Genomic DNA, 18,402 nt, shown 5'->3' with positions numbered 1-18,402 from the left:
GTCTCTTTATAGTTGGTTAATAAAACATTTTGAACAGATTACTAGCTGTGTATTACTTGTGGTTTTCTGGTATATAAACAAAAATAACATTTTACCTTGCATGAGCATTAGGTAAATGTGTCAACCTTAGTTATAGCGCGATAAATATTTTTACTCTTCTGCACTATAACGCAACTTCTATTTCAGCAACACTTTGTCGTAAAACCACCCACACACACCAAAACTCAACACTAGCCTCCTAATCCTAATCCTAATCCTAAAATCTTAACCTATTCATATCTTCATGAATCGCAAATATGGTATAGACTTACTAAAGGACTGTATTTTAAAAACAAATAGCACATAGATAATATCCATGTATCAGCATAAATATTCAAAAAGTTAAGCAAGTATTTTGCTAACATATTAGGTGCCAATTTTCTAATTTTAGTCTTTTAGCCCATTACAATAATATTGTCTCAAGTATGATTCATATACCACAGATTGTGTCTCTGTTTTATAGTATACTGTGCCGTAAAATGATGTTGTATCCAGCAATAAAAAACACTTTAACCCTTGACTAATATAAAAGAATATGCATACTCAGAATGCGTCTTGCAAGATCCCATCAGTGATTGACACTAATGGCTACCGTCTCAATGTTGGTATGGTAATTTACAACAAAAATGAACAAGTGTTATGGGCGAAGCGTACTGGTCAACATTCGTGGCAGTTCCCTCAGGGAGGGGTGTACACAAACGAAACTACACAAACAGCTATGTACCGTGAATTATTTGAAGAAGTTGGTTTAACTCAAGCAGATGTCAACATAGTATCTGAAAGTCATCATTGGGTGAAATATAAGCTGCCTTTAGGGTTGGTTCGTTGGCACATTAAACCACTTTGTATTGGACAAAAACAAAAGTGGTATCTTTTGAAATTATTATGTAATGAAAAAGCTATTAATATTAATATAAAAAAGAGTCAATCTCCAGAATTCGATAGCTGGAGATGGGTGAGTTACTGGTATCCCATGCGTCACGTCGTCTCATTCAAAAAATGCGCGTATCGCCAAATGATGACAGAATTTTCTAGAAAATTGTTTACTTTGTAGATTTTTACAACATATCTGAATTAAATCTGAATATTTAAGAGTAATCTACTACGACAGTTGGTAGGCAGGTAGATAACGTATTTATTTTACATTCCAAGTTAGACAAAATTGAAATTTTCTTTCATTACTGAAATTTTTATTAGTAGATTTATTTTCATATATTTTATGTCACATCAACAAAAATTGAAAAGCACAATAAAATATTTTCGATTTTTAATATGACTCTTTAATTGAATACATCAACTCAGAAAACATAGAAAAACTGAACTATTATAAACTATAAACTGCACTTAAATTCTTATAGACACTGCATAATCAATCGGATTATATAATGAAGAAAACCTCTCATGTCGATTCATCTCAATATACTTTTCCATCAGTATGATGATTCCTTATGATGATTCCTTTTCAACGAACATATTCACCAGTAAGTATATTACATATTGGAGACGGTTTCTTCCGACCTCCCGTTTCTCCTGCAAATACCGGAACATCATTTCCAAAATGGTCGAGCACTTCACTTACATGACGACAAGGGGGGAAATTAGCGATATTAGCACTAGTTGACACCAATGGTCTCCCATATGCAACACATAAGTCAATTACAGCAGGATGATTACTCACACGCACTGCTAGTGTAGAGAAGTTGCCAGTCAACCAATATGGCGTTGTACTACGCGCTGGCAGGATCCATGTCATTGGTCCCGGCCATTTAGAAAACATCAGAGTTTTTTGAGCAGGTGATAATTGTTCATCAGCGACCCAGGGGGTGAGTTGGTTATAATCAGCAGCAATTAAAATTAAACCTTTCTGAACAGAGCGACGCTTTAATGATAATAGTCGCATGACTGCTTTTTTGCTATTGGGATTACAGCCCAGCCCAAAAACTGCTTCAGTGGGGTAAGAAATCACCTCTGAATTATCTAAATATTTCACACATTCTTCTAGTGAATGAATCACAATGCCCATGATAACTCCAATAATAGCCAGTGACTTACAGGAGTTTAGTATACTTAAAATGAAAAAATATCAGTGTATTCTATACAACATCATGTCACATACCATGTCATACAACATGATTGAAATACATTTTTAAGAACATATGGTAAAATACCCGTTAGAAAATATGGATAATGGATAGAAATCTGCATCCTGCATGATAAAATCATCATTAAAGATATCTCACATACATAGTATTTGAATTGCTTCATGGATGTACAACTACTCAGGTTTAGGTAATGCGCCTATTTAGGTATCATCTCTCCCTGAAAATACTGGTATGTGTATATTTACTTTCTATCTCTAATATATATGATGCTATACATTGCTCTAATCATCATTATATAAAGCAAAAACATTATTGCATAAAGCAGATATATTAAGATGCTATAGAATAAATAATATGTACTTCGTAGTACATGAGACAGACAGAACAACCTTAACAATAGTCTAGTCACAAATAAACTATTGTTGGCTATTCTCTAATTGAGATGATTGTAATTGAAGCGATATTTTCATCGAAAGGCGTAAGAATGCGCCATCATAATCTCAATCTTTTACATATGAAATATTCTTAATATATACAGTATTTAATGTATTATACCTTTATGAATATCAAAGAGTAATTCTTCCATTTTTTGGTAAGCATTTTCGCATCCAGGAATATTAAAAAGCACCATCAGAACTACCCATTTTAAGTCATCTAAATTAAACTCTAACGTATCAAGTGCCATAATACGTTCAATCACCATTTCACGTGTTTCTAAATTTAATACCTGAGTGTTTTCTAAGAACCATAGAAAGCCACGACAATCAACATCCAATCTCTGCTTCTCTTCTTGTGTGTAAATTCGTGCAGAAAAAGGATGAGCATTTAAAAAAACCGGAGACGCTTTTCCCTCTTGATAGTCTGCTAGTTTTTCTAACCAATGCAAGGCATTATAAATATCATTACGCTGAAATCCAACAGTAGATAAATCATCCGTTAACTGATCCTGATCAATTCGCATGTCTACTTGATTATAAATATAGATTTCAAACAAGTACATCAGAACATCAAACATGGCATGCCCTCCTTCATCCGATACAGCCGCTGGGCATAAATGACACATCATATACATCAACCCTAACGTCATCAGCTTATTTTTTTATTTTTTCTAAAAGAGCTAGGAGAAGCGAGTTAATGCGTTAAGCTATGCTTTTAGCAAACCTTCACTTACCGCCCTACGTTAACTAACACATAGAAAAAAGGCAATAACGCATTATACAAGATATTATCGCAGCATGGTATTTCTGTAATTAGCAGTAATTTTACAAAACTTTATAATTTTTTTGTATAAAAAGAGAACAGATTACCTTGAGCCATGAGCCATGAGCCAGATCTGGAATGTTCTCTAAATTTGTAAATAATCTTAATTACTTTAGATCTATTCCGCACCCTCTTAAATATGTCATTTATATGACATATGATATGACTATTACTCTGTCTGCGATATGCCAAAAATGATAAAGTAGCATTCAATATAATGCACTGAGTTTGAGCTGCTCTCATATACAAAATACAAAAAAGACAAATTTCATTATTTGTATTCCTTAGTATATACTGTGTTGTATGAAAATTATTTTGCATTGCATTGAGCATCAAGACATGATTAAATACTAATGCATATAGTTTTGAAATTAACAGGAATCAATTGTTAATCCGTTAAAAATAACTCCAAGAGAGAATTTAGGAATAACATCCCCTTAGTAGTTATCTGCCAAAATGTACTAGTCTCTATAATATAACCTTCTTGAATAGCGCGATCTATAGGAGCGCGAATATGATCTTCTGCAAGCCCAGTACAGCGTATAAACTCACTACGAGGCATCGCTTCTAACAGGCGAAATCTGTTCATAAAAAATTCCAGTGGTTTGGCGTTATTGCTTACTTCACAGATCTTACTGCGATAATTACCAGACATAAATTTACGTGGATGACGAGTCTTGCTAGTGCGAATAATAGTACCATTCAGTTGAGTTAACTTTCCATGTGCCCCACAACCGATACCTATATAATCTCCAAATCTCCAATAATTTAAGTTGTGCTCGCAATACATATCAGGTTTAGAGTACGATGAAACCTCATACCTCTGATAACCAGCCGCACCAAGTAATTTATGTCCTTGTTCAAATATGTCCCATAACTGATCTTCATGTGGAAGTTGTGGAGGGTGTGCAAAAAACAATGTATGCGGTTCAATCATTAATTGATACCATGATAAATGTGGTGGGTTAAAACATATTGCTAAGTCTAAATCATTTAGTGCGTTTGCTAGCAATTGATTTGGTAATCCATACATTAGGTCAAGATTGAAACTACGCAAACCAAGAGAGGCGGTTGTTTGCACTGCTCTTTTTGCTTCATGTGGAGTATATGTGCGACCTAGATTTTGCAAGCTACTTTTCTGAAAACTTTGAACACCAATGGAGATACGATTTACACCGGCGTTTTGATATCCACTCAACCGATCTGTTTCTAATACCCCTGGATTTACCTCAATGGTAATTTCTGCTTGTTTGGATAATTCTAAACGAGTGCGAACTCCATCAAGCAATAGTTGTACAGCTTCACTATTGAGCAAGCTAGGTGTTCCTCCGCCAATAAATATTGTATGAATCTTCCGACCAGAGATTAAAGGAAGGTCAAAATACAGATCGTTAAATAGATGAGATATGTAATCATTGATTGGTATCTCCATTTCCAACGCATAAGAATTAAAATCACAGTATGCGCATTTCTTAAGACACCAAGGAATATGAATATATAAACCTAAATTAGGAAGGGTTAGCATATTTATCCGTCAATAAAGTATTGATATATCTATAGATCATAAAAGATATGTATGTGTCTTATTCTACAAATTCATGTTCATTATGCATGGAAAATAATGTATTAATAGACATTAATTTTAGTAAACATATTTATAATGTTGAATATATATACGATTTATTTTTGAAAAAAATAAAAAACCATCTGTGTGTAAAAAAGTGCATGAAATTGATATTCGAATTAATCAGAAAATAATATTGTATAACAAACTACCTATATTCAAAATAAATTTGAATAACATAGGACAATAATAACCATACGAGTTATACGCAATCTGACTAATTTCATTTAAAATATATGCATTAAAAAACAAACATAAAAAAACATTGAGGTATAGCAAGATTATTTTGTAATTTGTAATATTGACAGAGATTCAGTCGGTTTTTCGATATTTTTAAAATAATATTATTTGCGTATTTTACAATGCCAGAAATATTATTAATACCTGATGGTTATAATTATATTTTCATACAAAGAGCCAAAAATTCAAAATTCAAAAGGAGAATCAGGGAAAATGCATCAAATTTTTAATTTTAGTGCTGGTCCCTCTATGCTGCCCGTAGATGTCCTTAGAGAGGCTCAAAAAGAACTCACAAATTGGAAGGGCATAGGCAGCTCTGTGATGGAAATCAGCCATCGTAGTAAGGAATTCCTTCAGCTTGCTGAAGAAACTGAAAAAGATTTACGTGATTTACTAAAAATACCATTTAACTATAAAGTTTTATTTTGTCACGGAGGGGCTCGTGGACAATTTGCGGCCATTCCATTAAATTTATTAGGCAAAAAAAATACAGCAGATTACATTGATAGTGGCTATTGGGCACAAAGCGCCATTAGCGAGGCAAAAAAATATTGCAAACCTAATGTGATTAATGCAAAAGTGACAATACAAGGTCGAGAATCTATTATCCCAATGCATCATTGGACACTCTCAAATGATGCTGCGTATGTTCACTATTGCCCGAATGAAACTATTGAAGGTATTGCTATTTACGAAACACCTAATTTTGGTAAAAAAATTGTAGTAGCTGATTGTTCCTCTACAATCCTGTCTCTACCTATTGATGTTAACCGATACGGGCTTTTATACGCGGGAGCACAGAAAAATATTGGTCCTGCAGGTTTAACATTAGTGATCATCAATGAAGATCTTCTAGGGCAGGCACGCCATGATGCGCCTTCTATTCTGAATTATAAAGTATTATCTGATAATCATTCGATGTTTAACACCCCTCCTACTTTTGCATGGTATGTATCTGGTTTAGTGTTTAAGTGGTTAAAAAAACAAGGAGGAATTACGGAATTATCTAAGCAAAATAAAGCTAAAGCAGAACTGTTATATCACATCATTGATACCAGCGATCTTTATCATAATAATGTGGCGATTGGTAATCGTTCACGTACGAATGTACCATTTCATCTTTCTGATTATGCATTAAACACACTATTTCTAGAAAAATCATTTTCTGCTGGATTACATGCTTTAAAGGGTCATAAGATAACAGGAGGCATGCGAGCATCTCTGTATAATGCTATGCCATTTTCTGGAGTAGAGATGTTAACGAATTTTATGATTGATTTTGAAAAGCGTTATTATAATTAACATTTACATGCTATCTCAAGTAAATAAAGAAGATTATGTAATTCTGCAACTCAATAAAAAATATATATATAGTGGTACTAGACTTATAGTAATTCGTGTTTGTTCATACAAGCTGATTTCATGATTTGAAAAGTTTGTATAATTATTAAGATTTGAATCATTATGTAGCGAGAATGACAGGCATGTTTCAAATAAAATTGATTAAATATACACGTACTCTGTTACAGTCGAATAATATCTAATGAGAAATCTATTCTTGTATGTGGTAATATTCTATTTAAATTATAAATAACACCATATTTATTGCATAAAAAAGTATAATATATCTTAAGAAATTTTTGATAAACACATGAAATAACTCATATCATATTCTAAAGAAGAGATACATAATGATAACTAAACCTCCTGTAATCACTATTGATGGTCCTAGTGGGGCAGGAAAGGGAACGTTATGTAGAGAGCTGTCAAAAAAACTAAAATGGCATACTCTACACTCTGGTGTTATTTATCGATCTTTAGCTATATTAGCTTTATATGATCAAGTAGACACCAACTCTGAAGGGGCACTGATTCCATTAGTTTCTCATCTGATGCACTTACACGTCATCCCTAAAGATCAGGCAATAAAAGTAATTTTAAAAGGTCGTGATATTTCTATGGCCATTTATGATCCACAAACTAGTGATATAGCATCTCGAATCGCACCATTTCCTCGCTTGCGCCAAAAAATACTCAACTTTCAACGTGATTTTCGTGTATTCCCTGGTCTTATCGCTGAAGGACGTGATATGGGCACCATAGTGTTTCCAGACGCCCCTGTAAAAATTTTTCTTAATGCGAATACTAAAGCACGTACTCACCGACGTATGCTACAGTTGCAGGAAAGTGGTGTTAGTGTTAATTTTAATCAGCTTTTATCTCAGATACAAGAACGAGATGAACGTGATTTACATCGATCTGCTGCACCGCTTGTTATAACAGACGATGCTTTAATTATTGATTCCAGCCGTATGTCAATACAGACAGTAGTCGAGGTAGCGCTACATTATACGCATGCTCAATTCACTAAAGGATGAACCTCAGCTATATAACTTAATATTTTGGAAGAAAATATCTCTAAAAAAATAAGAATATTTCACTCTATAAGGTAATGGATGCCATAGATTATACATAATACACCAACTCGTTAGGAAGACTAGTGGTTGTTTGCTTACAGAATCCTGAAGACTATTAATATGATTGAATCTTTTGCTCAACTTTTTGAAGAATCTCTAAAAACAATTGAAACTAAACCAGGTTCTATTATTCGTGGTACTGTAATATCGATTGATAAAGATGTTGTTTTGGTAGATGCAGGTTTAAAATCAGAATCCACAATCTCTGTAGAACAATTTAAAAATGCAGCTGGGAACCTAGAAATTCAGGTTGGTGACCAAGTAGATGTTGCTTTAGATGCTGTGGAAGATGGTTTTGGGGAAACAATTCTCTCACGTGAAAAAGCAAAGCGCTATGAATCTTGGATTGTACTAGAAAAAGCTTATGAACAAAGTGAAACAGTTGTAGGTATTATTAATGGGAAAGTAAAAGGCGGGTTTACAGTTGAGTTAACTGGGATTCGTGCTTTTCTACCGGGGTCACTAGTGGATGTACGTCCGGTTCGTGACACACTTCACTTAGAAGGAAAAGACTTAGAGTTTAAGGTTATAAAACTAGATCAAAAACGAAATAACGTTGTTGTATCTCGTCGTGCGGTTATTGAATCGGAGCATAGTGCGGAACGTGATCATTTATTGGCAAGCCTCCAAGAAGGGATAGAAATATTAGGTGTCGTTAAAAATTTAACCGACTACGGTGCCTTTGTCGATTTGGGCGGTGTAGATGGTTTATTACACATCACTGATATGGCTTGGAGACGCGTGAAACATCCAAGTGAAATTGTAATGGTGGGTGATGAAATCAAAGTTAAAATTCTTAAATTTGATCGTGAAAGAACACGTGTATCTTTAGGTTTAAAGCAGCTTGGAGAAGATCCCTGGGTAGCGATTGCCAAACGTTACCCAGAAGGCACTAAGCTTACTGGTCGTGTGACAAATTTAGCTGACTATGGGTGCTTTGTGGAAATTGAAGAGGGTGTAGAAGGCTTAGTCCATGTTTCAGAAATGGATTGGACTAATAAAAATATACATCCATCTAAAATCGTTAACGTATGTGATAAAGTAGAAGTCATGGTGTTAGATATTGACGAAGAACGTCGTCGTATTTCTTTAGGTTTAAAACAATGTCAAATCAATCCTTGGCAGAAATTTGCAGAAACTTATAATAAAAATGATCGTGTTGATGGTAAAATTAAATCGATTACAGATTTTGGAATTTTTATCGGCCTTGAAGGCGGTATTGATGGTTTAGTTCACCTATCTGACATATCCTGGAATGCTTCAGGAGAAGAAGCAGTGCGCGACTATAAAAAAGGCGACGATATCTCCACAGTGGTTTTGCAGGTTGATGCAGAAAGAGAAAGAATTTCTTTAGGTGTGAAACAGTTAGTAGAAGATCCCTTCAGTGTTTACTTATCTAGTAACAAAAAAGGCACCATTTTACATGGTACAGTGACTACAGTTGACTCTAAGGGTATTGCAGTAAAATTACATGATGGCGTAGATGGTTATATTTCTTCTTCCGAAGAAGGCTATGAGATACTCGAAGGTAAACATCTGTTAATTAAAGCAGGAGATTCTATTTCTGCGAAATTTACTAGCGTAGATCGCAAAAATCGTGTAGTGGGGCTATCCATGCGGTCTAAAGAGCCAGGTGAAATAAAAGAAGCAAACACCAATTCTGTTAGCCATAAACCAGAAGAAAAAAGTTTTGCGAACGCGATGGTAGAGGCTTTTAAAGCTGCAAAAAGTGATTGAGATGCAACATTAACTGCATCAATACCGACTGGTTGTGATAACAGATTCCATCGCATCATGAAAAAAAATTATGACAAAATTAGAATTGATTAAAAGAATAGTGAGTCGATATTCACATCTTTCTAAGAAAGATGTGAATATACACCAGGAGAAATACTGCAGAATATGGGATTATTCCCCTCCCATCTCGCATAAAATATTTTAATTCATTATTGACATGACTATGGAGACAAAAACATTAATCGATCTGACTCTCATGTTTTTAAAGTATCTAATTGATAAAATAGCAGATAATAAAATAAAGCATGAATGAGCATGGAACTCTATCTGACTATATTAGAATCTGTAATGACAATGAACTATATGAATAAATTATAAGCTGTCCAATATGTAAATATTTAACATCCTGTTATCTTTTTTATGATTGTAAATTAGGAAGATGGATAATGTCTGCGATTGCTAATCTGAAAAATTTACTGATCAATGAACACGCTCTTATGATCGCCTACAGTGGAGGACTTGACTCCACTGTTCTCTTACATCAAATAATCACATTAAACAAAGAACAATCTCTTTTAAAAATTAGAGTAGTACACATCAACCACAACCTAAATAATCTTGCTGATAGCTGGGCGATGCACTGTAAAAAACAATGTGAGAATTGGAAAGTCCCTCTAATTATACGCAAAGTACAAGTCAATACTCAGCATAAACAAGGCATTGAAGCAGCAGCCCGTCAGGTTCGTTATCTGGCTATATATCAAACCATGAAACCAGAAGAAACTTTAGTAACAGCACAACATCAAGATGATCAAAGCGAAACCTTTATGCTAGCTTTAAAACGGGGGAGTGGACCAACTGGACTCTCTGGTATGGCACCAATACAATTGTATGGCAACAATCGTCATATACGGCCATTTTTAACTAATAATAGACTAGAATTAGAAAAGTGGGCTTATCAGCATAAACTTACTTGGATCGTAGATCCAAGTAATCAGGATGTGCGTTATGATCGCAATTTTTTACGCTTAAAAGTGATGCCACTACTTAAGCAACGTTGGCCTCACTTTTCTCGTACTGTTTCACGTAGCGCACAACTTTGTAGAGACCAAGAAAGACTACTAGATGAATATCTTATAGAATCACTGCATACGCTAATGGATGAATCTCAATCGTTACACATTACTCCACTACAAGTTATGAGCAGGTTTCGATGTTTTGCATTATTGAGACGATGGATCGAATATCGGAAAGGTTGCATGCCATCTTATTCCACTTTACAACATCTATGGACACAAGTCGCCTGTAGCCGTAAAGACGCTAATCCACGTTTACAAATAGGCAATAATGAAGTGCGGCGTTTTCGCGATCGTTTATATTGGTTGCCACTCCAAAAATCATTAAAACATTACCAACTAATATGGAAATATCCATGGAATACCTTAATACTTCCAGACGGAATAGGACAGATCCAACAGTGTTTACATGGTATTCAAATACGTCGTCCTTCGTTTTACACACAAGTGCGTATATGTTTCAAAGCTCAAGGTGTATTTTATGTTTATGGTCGTGTAGGTAGTCGTTCACTTAAAAAGCTATGGCAGGAATACGATATTCCGCCTTGGAAACGTGAGAGAATTCCATTAATTTTTTATGATAACTTGCTAATTACTGCTCTTGGGGTTTTTGTGACAGTAGATGGAGCGACTCAATTAGTTCAAGAAACGTGGAATATTGGTTTAGTGTAAGAATAGATGACACAAAAGTATATCAGAGATAAGTGAAGCAACATGTAAGTATTGCACTCTAGATCTAGAGATCATACAAAAACAATTTTGATGGAATTGATCATGCAAGATGTTATATGTTATAATCTTTTTATTTATTTTTGTAAATTGTACAAGCAGATTATTAATTTCTTGTTTTTAGAAACTATATAAAAGTTACCTATAATCACTATAAAACCAGATGTGATATGGATATTTTAGTAAAAATGACAAGATGTTACACAGTTATGCATTATGCTAAAATATGGTGTATATATCTTAAATCATGATTAAGATAATGATGAATATATTCATTATTGTATAAATTTTAACCTTGATCATGCTTTAAGTTTGCATACGCTATATCTTTTACAATAAATGACCATGTTCTAAAAAAATGCAGTGATATCCTCGCGCTGTCATGTTAAATGACTTTATAACTGTTAAATACATAATAAAAAATATCTCCTAGTCATGTGGATCATTAGAAATAATTAACATGTATCAAATTGAACACAATAAGCTATCTGAATACATATATTAATTTTCAAAGCGTACAAAATAAAAAGGTCAAATTCTCTTTCAGCTTGTGTATATGCATAATCAATGTTATATTCTTGCATGCGAGTTATATGCATTATATGAACAAAAAAGTATGCATATAAAATTATGTTTTTACGGCCCCTTAGCTCAGGCGGTCAGAGCAGGCGACTCATAATCGCTTGGTCGCTGGTTCAAATCCAGCAGGGGCCACAACCGTTAACTATATAAACTAAAAATGCATTGACAATCACATATTTATTAATATATTTTTATACCAAAAACTTCACATGCTACACCGTAGCATTTTAGGTCAGAGCGGAAAAACATTCAATAATATGATTTACAACTATCTATGCCAAATAATAAATACTTAGAATACTTTTAGTTATAGTTTTTAATTTTTGATCTTAAAAAGATGGATCGGCTCATGTAGGTCAATCGCATAACGATAGCGTTTTTTATACTTTCATTTCCTATATCCTATATATTGGTTTTAAAAATAAAAATACTGAATAGTGATTGTATATCCATATTTCTTTTAAGTTCAGTATGAACTTCACTTATAATTTTTTAAAAAAATAATCATAGTGCATTTCTTGTATCGATGTGATGAAGTATTGCATACGTAAAGATATAACTAATAATATATAATTATAAAGACATTCGGTTAAGTTAAAAGACAATATTATAATATAAAATGCTCATTTGAATATGTTATGTTTTAACTAATTTTTTAAGAATTTCAATTTATTAAAAAATCAATTCTTATTAGAATATTGAAGAAATTTTCATATGACTCTTTCTATAATAGTGGTGTTAGTTGAACTAGCACTCGTACTTGATATTCATAAAAGTAATGTCGAGTGTATTGTTAGAAACTACAAAAAATTTGAGACATATAGTTAAAGTACATATTCTTAGACTGCTTGTTATAATCATTATATTGAGACACAGACTCTCTTTTTTACAAATGAAGATAAAAATCTTTATCCATCGTATCGTATCAATCATGAGACATCATATTTGTTGTGTATTGAGATTTTTATACTGAATAGATGATAGATTAAAATTTATTAAATTATATGATCAGTATATAATTTAAGTGATTAAAGTATCAACTAATCTTCTGTTTTGAGGGGTAGTGCAAGATAATGTTTAAGAATTTAACTAATAATCTTTCAACCGCTCTGCGCAAAGTGGTCGGGCGTGGCAGATTAACTGAAGAAAATATTAAAAGCACGTTAAAGCAAGTCCATATAGCGTTGTTAGAAGCAGACGTTGCTCTTTCAGTGGTGCGTGCGTTTATTGATAGCGTTAAAGAACGTGCACTGAATCATATCGTGCACCATGATTTCACTCCAGGCCAAGAATTACTCAAGATTGTAAAAAAAGAACTCATTGTAGCGATGGGTGAAAAAAATTACACTCTAAATTTAAAAACCACTCCTCCAGCAGTAGTATTAATAGCAGGTCAGCAAGGAATGGGTAAAACAACTAGCGTTGGAAAGCTTGGAAAATTTTTACATCATCAATATAATAAAAAGATACTTACAGTTTCTACTGATATCTATCGCCCTGCAGCGATCAAACAATTAGAGATCATAACAGAACAGATCGATGTCGATTTTTATCCATCAGATGTCAATGAGACACCGGTAAATATTGCTAAAAATGCCTTGCATCATGCTCAACTGAAATTTTATGATGTATTATTAGTAGATACTGCTGGTCGCTTGCATACTCATGATTTTATGATGAGAGAACTCCATGACATATGTGTAGCTATACAGCCTATAGAGACCTTATTAGTAGTTGATGCTATGATTGGCCAGGATGCGGTAAATGTAGCTAAAGAATTTAGCGCCGCTCTTCCATTAACAGGTATAATACTTACTAAAGTAGACAGCGATGCACGGGGAGGCGCGGCGCTTTCGATGCGCCATGTGACTGGTAAACCAATTAAGTTTATAGGGACAGGAGAAAAAATTGAAACACTAGAACCTTTTTATCCAGAACGTATTGCATCACGTATATTAGGAATGGGCGATATGTTATCTCTCATTGAAGAGATTGAGCGTAAGATAGATCATAAAACAGCAAAAAAATTATCTCATTCATTTAAGAAAAATCATACTTTTAACCTCAATGATTTTTTAGAGCAATTAAAACAATTACGTAAAATGGGTGGAATGGTGAACTTAATCGAAAAGTTACCAGGAATGATCAACCTTCCAGATATCGTTAAAGCTCAGTTAAATGATGCATCACTGCAACGAATGGAAGCTATCATAAAGTCTATGACGTATATTGAACGTTCTCATCCTGAAATTATTAAAGGATCTCGTAAGCGCCGTATTGCATCAGGATCAGGCTTGTCTGTCCAAGATATCAATCAATTTTTAAAACAGTTTTATGACATGCAAACTCTTATGAAAAAGGTTAAACAAGGCGGGGCAACAAGCATGATGCGTAAAATACAGGAAATAATGCCGTCTAGTTTTTCTAAACATTAGAAATCTCTATATAATTGTATGTTGAGAAAATATAGCTATATTTTAATATACTCACCGCAATGCTCAATGTAAGATTCTACCAAATAGATATTTATATAATTTTTATATCATAAAAATTTTTATGTACGCAAAACATTGAATACTCTTCATATTTCTTTTTTTTAATTTTAAGGTTGATGTTTTTTCTCTTCTTAAATTATGGATGCGCTATACCATAACATGACATCTTATTACCTTTCTCGCTAACTAATACTATAAAAATAGTATCTGTTAACTATCATATGAATCAGTACGTAGAGTCCATCTAATGTGAAACTCTTGTAAAAGAGTATTAACTAATATACGCAGTTCTTTAATTAAAAAATAAAGTGCAGCGCGAGATGAATGTTGTATCATTATCGTCCACCGATAACGCCCTCTAACCTTACTACGTAATGATGGATTAGGACCTGTCACTCGAAAAGAAGAATCATAACATGAGCTAGCTTGTAGTAGTGCTATTAATTTATGTAAAAATTGATATGCTTGATCGTTATCATAAGCTTCTGCACAAAAGAAAGCTTGATTAGTATACGGAGGCAATAAGATATTTTTTCGTGTATAGAGCTCTTCTTTAACAAATGTATCATACCCTTTATACACCAAAGTTTGTAGTAATGGATGCTCAGGATAATAGGTCTGTACGATCACTTCACCCTTTTTTTGTAAACCTACCACTAATCCAGCAATATGGTTATATAACTGAGCAAAACGCTCTGCAGCTTGAAAATCAGATGAAAATAACACATAATCTACATTAATGCACGATACTAATGTAATATCTAATAAAGAATCAGCTCTAAACACCATTTTTGTGCTCAATAAAATATGCGCACCGCTATGATACACTTTAGATAATATGCTTTCTGGATCAGTGTTCTGATAAGGGGTATTACCATCTAGACATGTAAGTGGAATGGCAGGAAACAAGGTTGTTAAATAATCTGCTATTTTTTCAATCCCCAAACCAACTGGGATTAAATATGTAGAACCACATTCTAAACACTGAGAGGGTATTGGACGTGCTCCGTTACATTGATGACAATATAGTTTTTTATGTTTTTTATATAACGTAAAATTACGATTACACCGAGTGCATTTTGGAATCCATTTGCATTCTTGGCATAATAAAATAGGGGAAAAACCACGACACTGTAAAAGCAAAAATACTTTATGATTGTTCTGCAGATGTCGATTAATTTTATTTATTAATATTGGAGATAGACCAGCTTGAAGATGTAAACCGTTTAAATTAACCAACATCCGTTTTGTTTTTGCAATATGAATACGGTATTCCCTAAAAATAATCTGGTGATATTTACCTAATTGTACATTATATAACGTTTCTAGCGCAGGAGCTGAAGATCCCAGTATAATGGGTATGTTCTCCTGTTTTGCACGTAATATTGCAAGATCACGTGTATTATATGAAAAATCCTCTTTTTCTATGTAAGAGCTGGCGTGTTCTTCATATATAATAATGATACCCAGTTGCTCTAATGGTGTAAATATAACAGAGCGAGTGCCAATTACAATCGTCGTTTTACCATCTCGAGCTCTACGCCACACATTCAGACGTTCAGTATTATCTAAACTAGAATGCAAAACATCAATCACAACATTAAAATGCTGAAGAACAAGAGAGGTAATGTACGGTATTAAATTAATCTCTGGAATTAATATAATCGCTTGTTGTCCTCTAATAAGTATATTTTCTAAAATAGAGAGATAAACATCAATTTGATCAGGCCCACCTATGCCATTTAACAACCAAGTAATAAATGTATCATCAGTATTTTGAATAGCAGTGATAGCGCTATTCTGTTCTTGGCTCAGTTGTTTTTTTTTATTTTTTGCGTTGATGAAAAGACGAGTACGTAAATTTTTTTCAGATTTGGTGGCAAGTACTTGTGGCGGGTGTAAAGGCTGGCAAGATAATAGCTTTAGTGGATGTAGTATTATATTATTGTGATTGATATCATAGTGAGGAGAACCACAGCGATTGGCAGAACAGGCGATGAATTTTTTTTCTTTTAAGGAAAATACCATTTCTTTTGATAATTGTGTCGATTGTGTTATATTTTCAGCTAGCTTTTTATTATTGCAAGTCTTTTCCAGTAAATATCCTCGTCGTAGCAGTGGAGGAATGGCATGAAAAAGGATTTTCCCTAATGAAAAATGATAGTAACTTGCAGCTAATATTAATGTACGCCATAAACGCGGAGGATACAGTGAATGACTATCTAATATCTGATGTATCATTGGTAATGAAAGAAGCGAATGATCATGCATTATAGAAATCTTTATGACAATACCAATCATTTTTCGACTTTTAAAAGGGACTTGAACACGCCCGCCGATTGCCACATCTCGTATATGTTCAGGTAATACGTATTTAAAATTTTGATCTTGCGACACCGGTAGTGCAACCTGCACGATATACATAATTACATCCGTAAATTCGTTGTTATTTGTCTATAATGTGACCCATTAATCGCTGAAAACTATACATTAATGTCATCTTGATAGAAAAACTATTTATATGTATAGCTGTTTCTCATTTTTTACGGTATCTTTTTCGATTTAACATACGTAGTATAAATGCGTTTCATGTTTAACAAAAAACCAACGATTAATGCATAATTCAAGCAGATAATCACAATATTTTCTATATCATAAGTAATGATTAGTAATAGGCGGTATAAATCATTAATATCATTTTTAAAAATCTACATAGTAGAATAGCGCAACTCAATAGTACTTAGTAACCATAATAAAAAGATTAATACTGTACTAGTGCAGTATATATCAATTTTTGATGTGTATTATACATCTAATAGTAAACGAGTTGGGTCTTCTAAAAATTCTTTTATTGTCACCAGACAACTCACTGATTCACGTCCATCAATCAGCCTATGGTCATAAGACAGGGCAAGGTACATCATAGGTAAAATAACAATTTTCCCATTACTCGCTACCGGTCGATCTTTGATAGAATGCATGCCAAGAATCGCGCTTTGCGGCGGATTTATTAGTGGTGTAGACATAAGCGAACCAAAAACCCCGCCATTAGTAATGGTAAAAGTCCCACCAGTGAGTTCCTCTACAGTTAGTTTATTATTTCTGCCCTTTGTTGCGAGTATTTTTATTTGTTTTTCTATTTCAGACATACTTAAAGTATCAACATTTTTTAGTATAGGCGTCACTAATCCTCGTGGTGTAGAAACAGCAATACTGATATCGAAATAATCGTGATAAACTATATCTGTGCTATCAATTGATGCATTGATCTCCGGATAACGTTTTAACGCATTTACTGTAGCTTTGACATAAAAAGACATAAAACCTAAACGTATACTATGACGTTTTTCAAATAATTCACCATACTCTTTGCGCAAGGTAATAATAGGTTGCATATTCACTTCATTAAAAGTGGTAAGCATAGCAGTAGTATTGTTTACATGAAGCAATCTCTCTACCATGCGTTTTCGTAAACGAGTCATAGGTATACGTCTTTCACTGCGTAATTCCATGGCAGATATGTTTGATTGTGTTTCCAATGCCATGGGATCTACAGTCTCTATAGACCGAATGAGATTTGGTTCAGTATTGACTTGGAGAGAATCTTTTATAATGGTTTGCTGTTCAAATTCTTTTTGGTTGCGATTATTTGCAGATATCAGACGACGTCTTGCTGGGCCTAGGGGGCATGAGGATAGCTCGTTAGAAGTAACGATTTCCTGTGCTGTGATCATAGGAGTTATGTTAAGAGCATCCGCAGTTAATGATAAATTATGATTATTATTTACTTGTAGATAACCTAGAATTTGATGTGAGCTTACTGTAACACCTTCTTTTTCCAAAATGTTCTCTAAGCATCCATCAGCAGATGCCGGAATTTCCAAAATGACTTTATCAGTTTCGATGTCTACAAGAATTTCATCACGTTTGACTTTGTCACCAATTTTTTTATGCCAGACACTGACCGTAGCGTCTGTGACCGATTCTGGTAGATCGGGAACTATGATATTTACAGTATTCATTATCTTTTCTCCGTGTTGT

At 33.7% G+C, this 18,402-nt stretch carries 11 protein-coding genes and 1 tRNA gene; 7 read left to right on the top strand and 5 right to left on the bottom strand.

Annotated features, from left to right (window positions below):
• Window positions 1–610 precede the first annotated feature (610 nt).
• Window positions 611–1,093: an RNA pyrophosphohydrolase gene (gene rppH, locus ERCIKOCA2762_RS03375; protein ID WP_157988817.1), complete on the top strand. Its 483-nt coding sequence runs from the start codon at window positions 611–613 to the stop codon at window positions 1,091–1,093.
• Window positions 1,094–1,501: 408 nt separating this feature from the next.
• Here rppH and tsaC read toward each other — a convergent pair whose 3' ends face one another.
• From tsaC to hemW, 3 genes are all read right to left on the bottom strand, one after another.
• Window positions 1,502–2,062 (bottom strand): L-threonylcarbamoyladenylate synthase type 1 TsaC, encoded by a 561-nt coding sequence (gene tsaC, locus ERCIKOCA2762_RS03370; protein ID WP_157988746.1) that lies wholly within the window; start codon window positions 2,060–2,062, stop codon window positions 1,502–1,504.
• 620 nt (window positions 2,063–2,682) lie between these two features.
• On the bottom strand, window positions 2,683–3,156 hold the full coding sequence (locus ERCIKOCA2762_RS03365) for a DUF494 family protein (RefSeq protein ID WP_157988816.1): 474 nt from the start codon (window positions 3,154–3,156) through the stop codon (window positions 2,683–2,685).
• A 633-nt stretch (window positions 3,157–3,789) separates the two neighbouring features.
• Entirely contained in the window at window positions 3,790–4,926 is a 1,137-nt protein-coding gene (gene hemW / locus ERCIKOCA2762_RS03360; protein ID WP_157988745.1) for a radical SAM family heme chaperone HemW, read from the bottom strand.
• A 552-nt stretch (window positions 4,927–5,478) separates the two neighbouring features.
• Between hemW and serC the strand changes: the two genes are divergently transcribed.
• The 6 genes from serC (at window position 5,479) to ffh (ending at window position 14,301) form a co-directional block, all read left to right on the top strand.
• Complete coding sequence (gene serC / locus ERCIKOCA2762_RS03355; protein ID WP_157988744.1) at window positions 5,479–6,567, top strand: 3-phosphoserine/phosphohydroxythreonine transaminase; 1,089 nt, start codon at window positions 5,479–5,481, stop codon at window positions 6,565–6,567.
• Between the two features lie 389 nt (window positions 6,568–6,956).
• Window positions 6,957–7,643: a (d)CMP kinase gene (gene cmk, locus ERCIKOCA2762_RS03350; RefSeq protein ID WP_157988743.1), complete on the top strand. Its 687-nt coding sequence runs from the start codon at window positions 6,957–6,959 to the stop codon at window positions 7,641–7,643.
• A 159-nt stretch (window positions 7,644–7,802) separates the two neighbouring features.
• On the top strand, window positions 7,803–9,479 hold the full coding sequence (rpsA, locus tag ERCIKOCA2762_RS03345) for a 30S ribosomal protein S1 (RefSeq protein ID WP_157988742.1): 1,677 nt from the start codon (window positions 7,803–7,805) through the stop codon (window positions 9,477–9,479).
• 446 nt (window positions 9,480–9,925) lie between these two features.
• A complete protein-coding gene (gene tilS / locus ERCIKOCA2762_RS03340) occupies window positions 9,926–11,227 on the top strand; it encodes a tRNA lysidine(34) synthetase TilS (RefSeq protein WP_157988741.1) in 1,302 nt (433 codons plus the stop codon).
• A gap of 697 nt (window positions 11,228–11,924) precedes the next feature.
• Window positions 11,925–11,998: transfer RNA gene (locus ERCIKOCA2762_RS03335), tRNA-Ile, on the top strand.
• 941 nt (window positions 11,999–12,939) lie between these two features.
• Window positions 12,940–14,301 carry a signal recognition particle protein gene (gene ffh / locus ERCIKOCA2762_RS03330; protein ID WP_157988740.1) on the top strand — a complete coding sequence of 454 codons (1,362 nt, stop codon included), beginning with the start codon at window positions 12,940–12,942 and terminating at the stop codon, window positions 14,299–14,301.
• Between the two features lie 270 nt (window positions 14,302–14,571).
• Here ffh and priA read toward each other — a convergent pair whose 3' ends face one another.
• Window positions 14,572–16,785: a replication restart helicase PriA gene (gene priA / locus ERCIKOCA2762_RS03325; RefSeq protein ID WP_157988739.1), complete on the bottom strand. Its 2,214-nt coding sequence runs from the start codon at window positions 16,783–16,785 to the stop codon at window positions 14,572–14,574.
• Between the two features lie 380 nt (window positions 16,786–17,165).
• A complete protein-coding gene (gene sucB / locus ERCIKOCA2762_RS03320) occupies window positions 17,166–18,383 on the bottom strand; it encodes a dihydrolipoyllysine-residue succinyltransferase (RefSeq protein WP_157988738.1) in 1,218 nt (405 codons plus the stop codon).
• Between the last annotated feature and the right edge of the window lie 19 nt (window positions 18,384–18,402).

Source organism: Candidatus Erwinia haradaeae, assembly GCF_900698935.1.
GTDB classification, from domain to species: Bacteria; Pseudomonadota; Gammaproteobacteria; order Enterobacterales; family Enterobacteriaceae; genus Erwinia_E; species Erwinia_E haradaeae_D.
This window is presented reverse-complemented; position numbering and strand designations above follow the sequence as displayed.

What these genes read in the sequence shown, in the direction of transcription:
- ffh (WP_157988740.1), top strand. Translation starts at nt 12,940, where the DNA reads ATGTTTAAGAATTTAACTAATAATCTTTCAACCGCTCTGCGCAAAGTG.
- priA (WP_157988739.1), bottom strand. Translation starts at nt 16,785, where the DNA reads ATGTATATCGTGCAGGTTGCACTACCGGTGTCGCAAGATCAAAATTTT.
- sucB (WP_157988738.1), bottom strand. Translation starts at nt 18,383, where the DNA reads ATGAATACTGTAAATATCATAGTTCCCGATCTACCAGAATCGGTCACA.
- rpsA (WP_157988742.1), top strand. Translation starts at nt 7,803, where the DNA reads ATGATTGAATCTTTTGCTCAACTTTTTGAAGAATCTCTAAAAACAATT.
- tsaC (WP_157988746.1), bottom strand. Translation starts at nt 2,062, where the DNA reads ATGGGCATTGTGATTCATTCACTAGAAGAATGTGTGAAATATTTAGAT.
- cmk (WP_157988743.1), top strand. Translation starts at nt 6,957, where the DNA reads ATGATAACTAAACCTCCTGTAATCACTATTGATGGTCCTAGTGGGGCA.
- serC (WP_157988744.1), top strand. Translation starts at nt 5,479, where the DNA reads ATGCATCAAATTTTTAATTTTAGTGCTGGTCCCTCTATGCTGCCCGTA.
- tilS (WP_157988741.1), top strand. Translation starts at nt 9,926, where the DNA reads ATGTCTGCGATTGCTAATCTGAAAAATTTACTGATCAATGAACACGCT.
- hemW (WP_157988745.1), bottom strand. Translation starts at nt 4,926, where the DNA reads ATGCTAACCCTTCCTAATTTAGGTTTATATATTCATATTCCTTGGTGT.
- ERCIKOCA2762_RS03365 (WP_157988816.1), bottom strand. Translation starts at nt 3,156, where the DNA reads ATGTTTGATGTTCTGATGTACTTGTTTGAAATCTATATTTATAATCAA.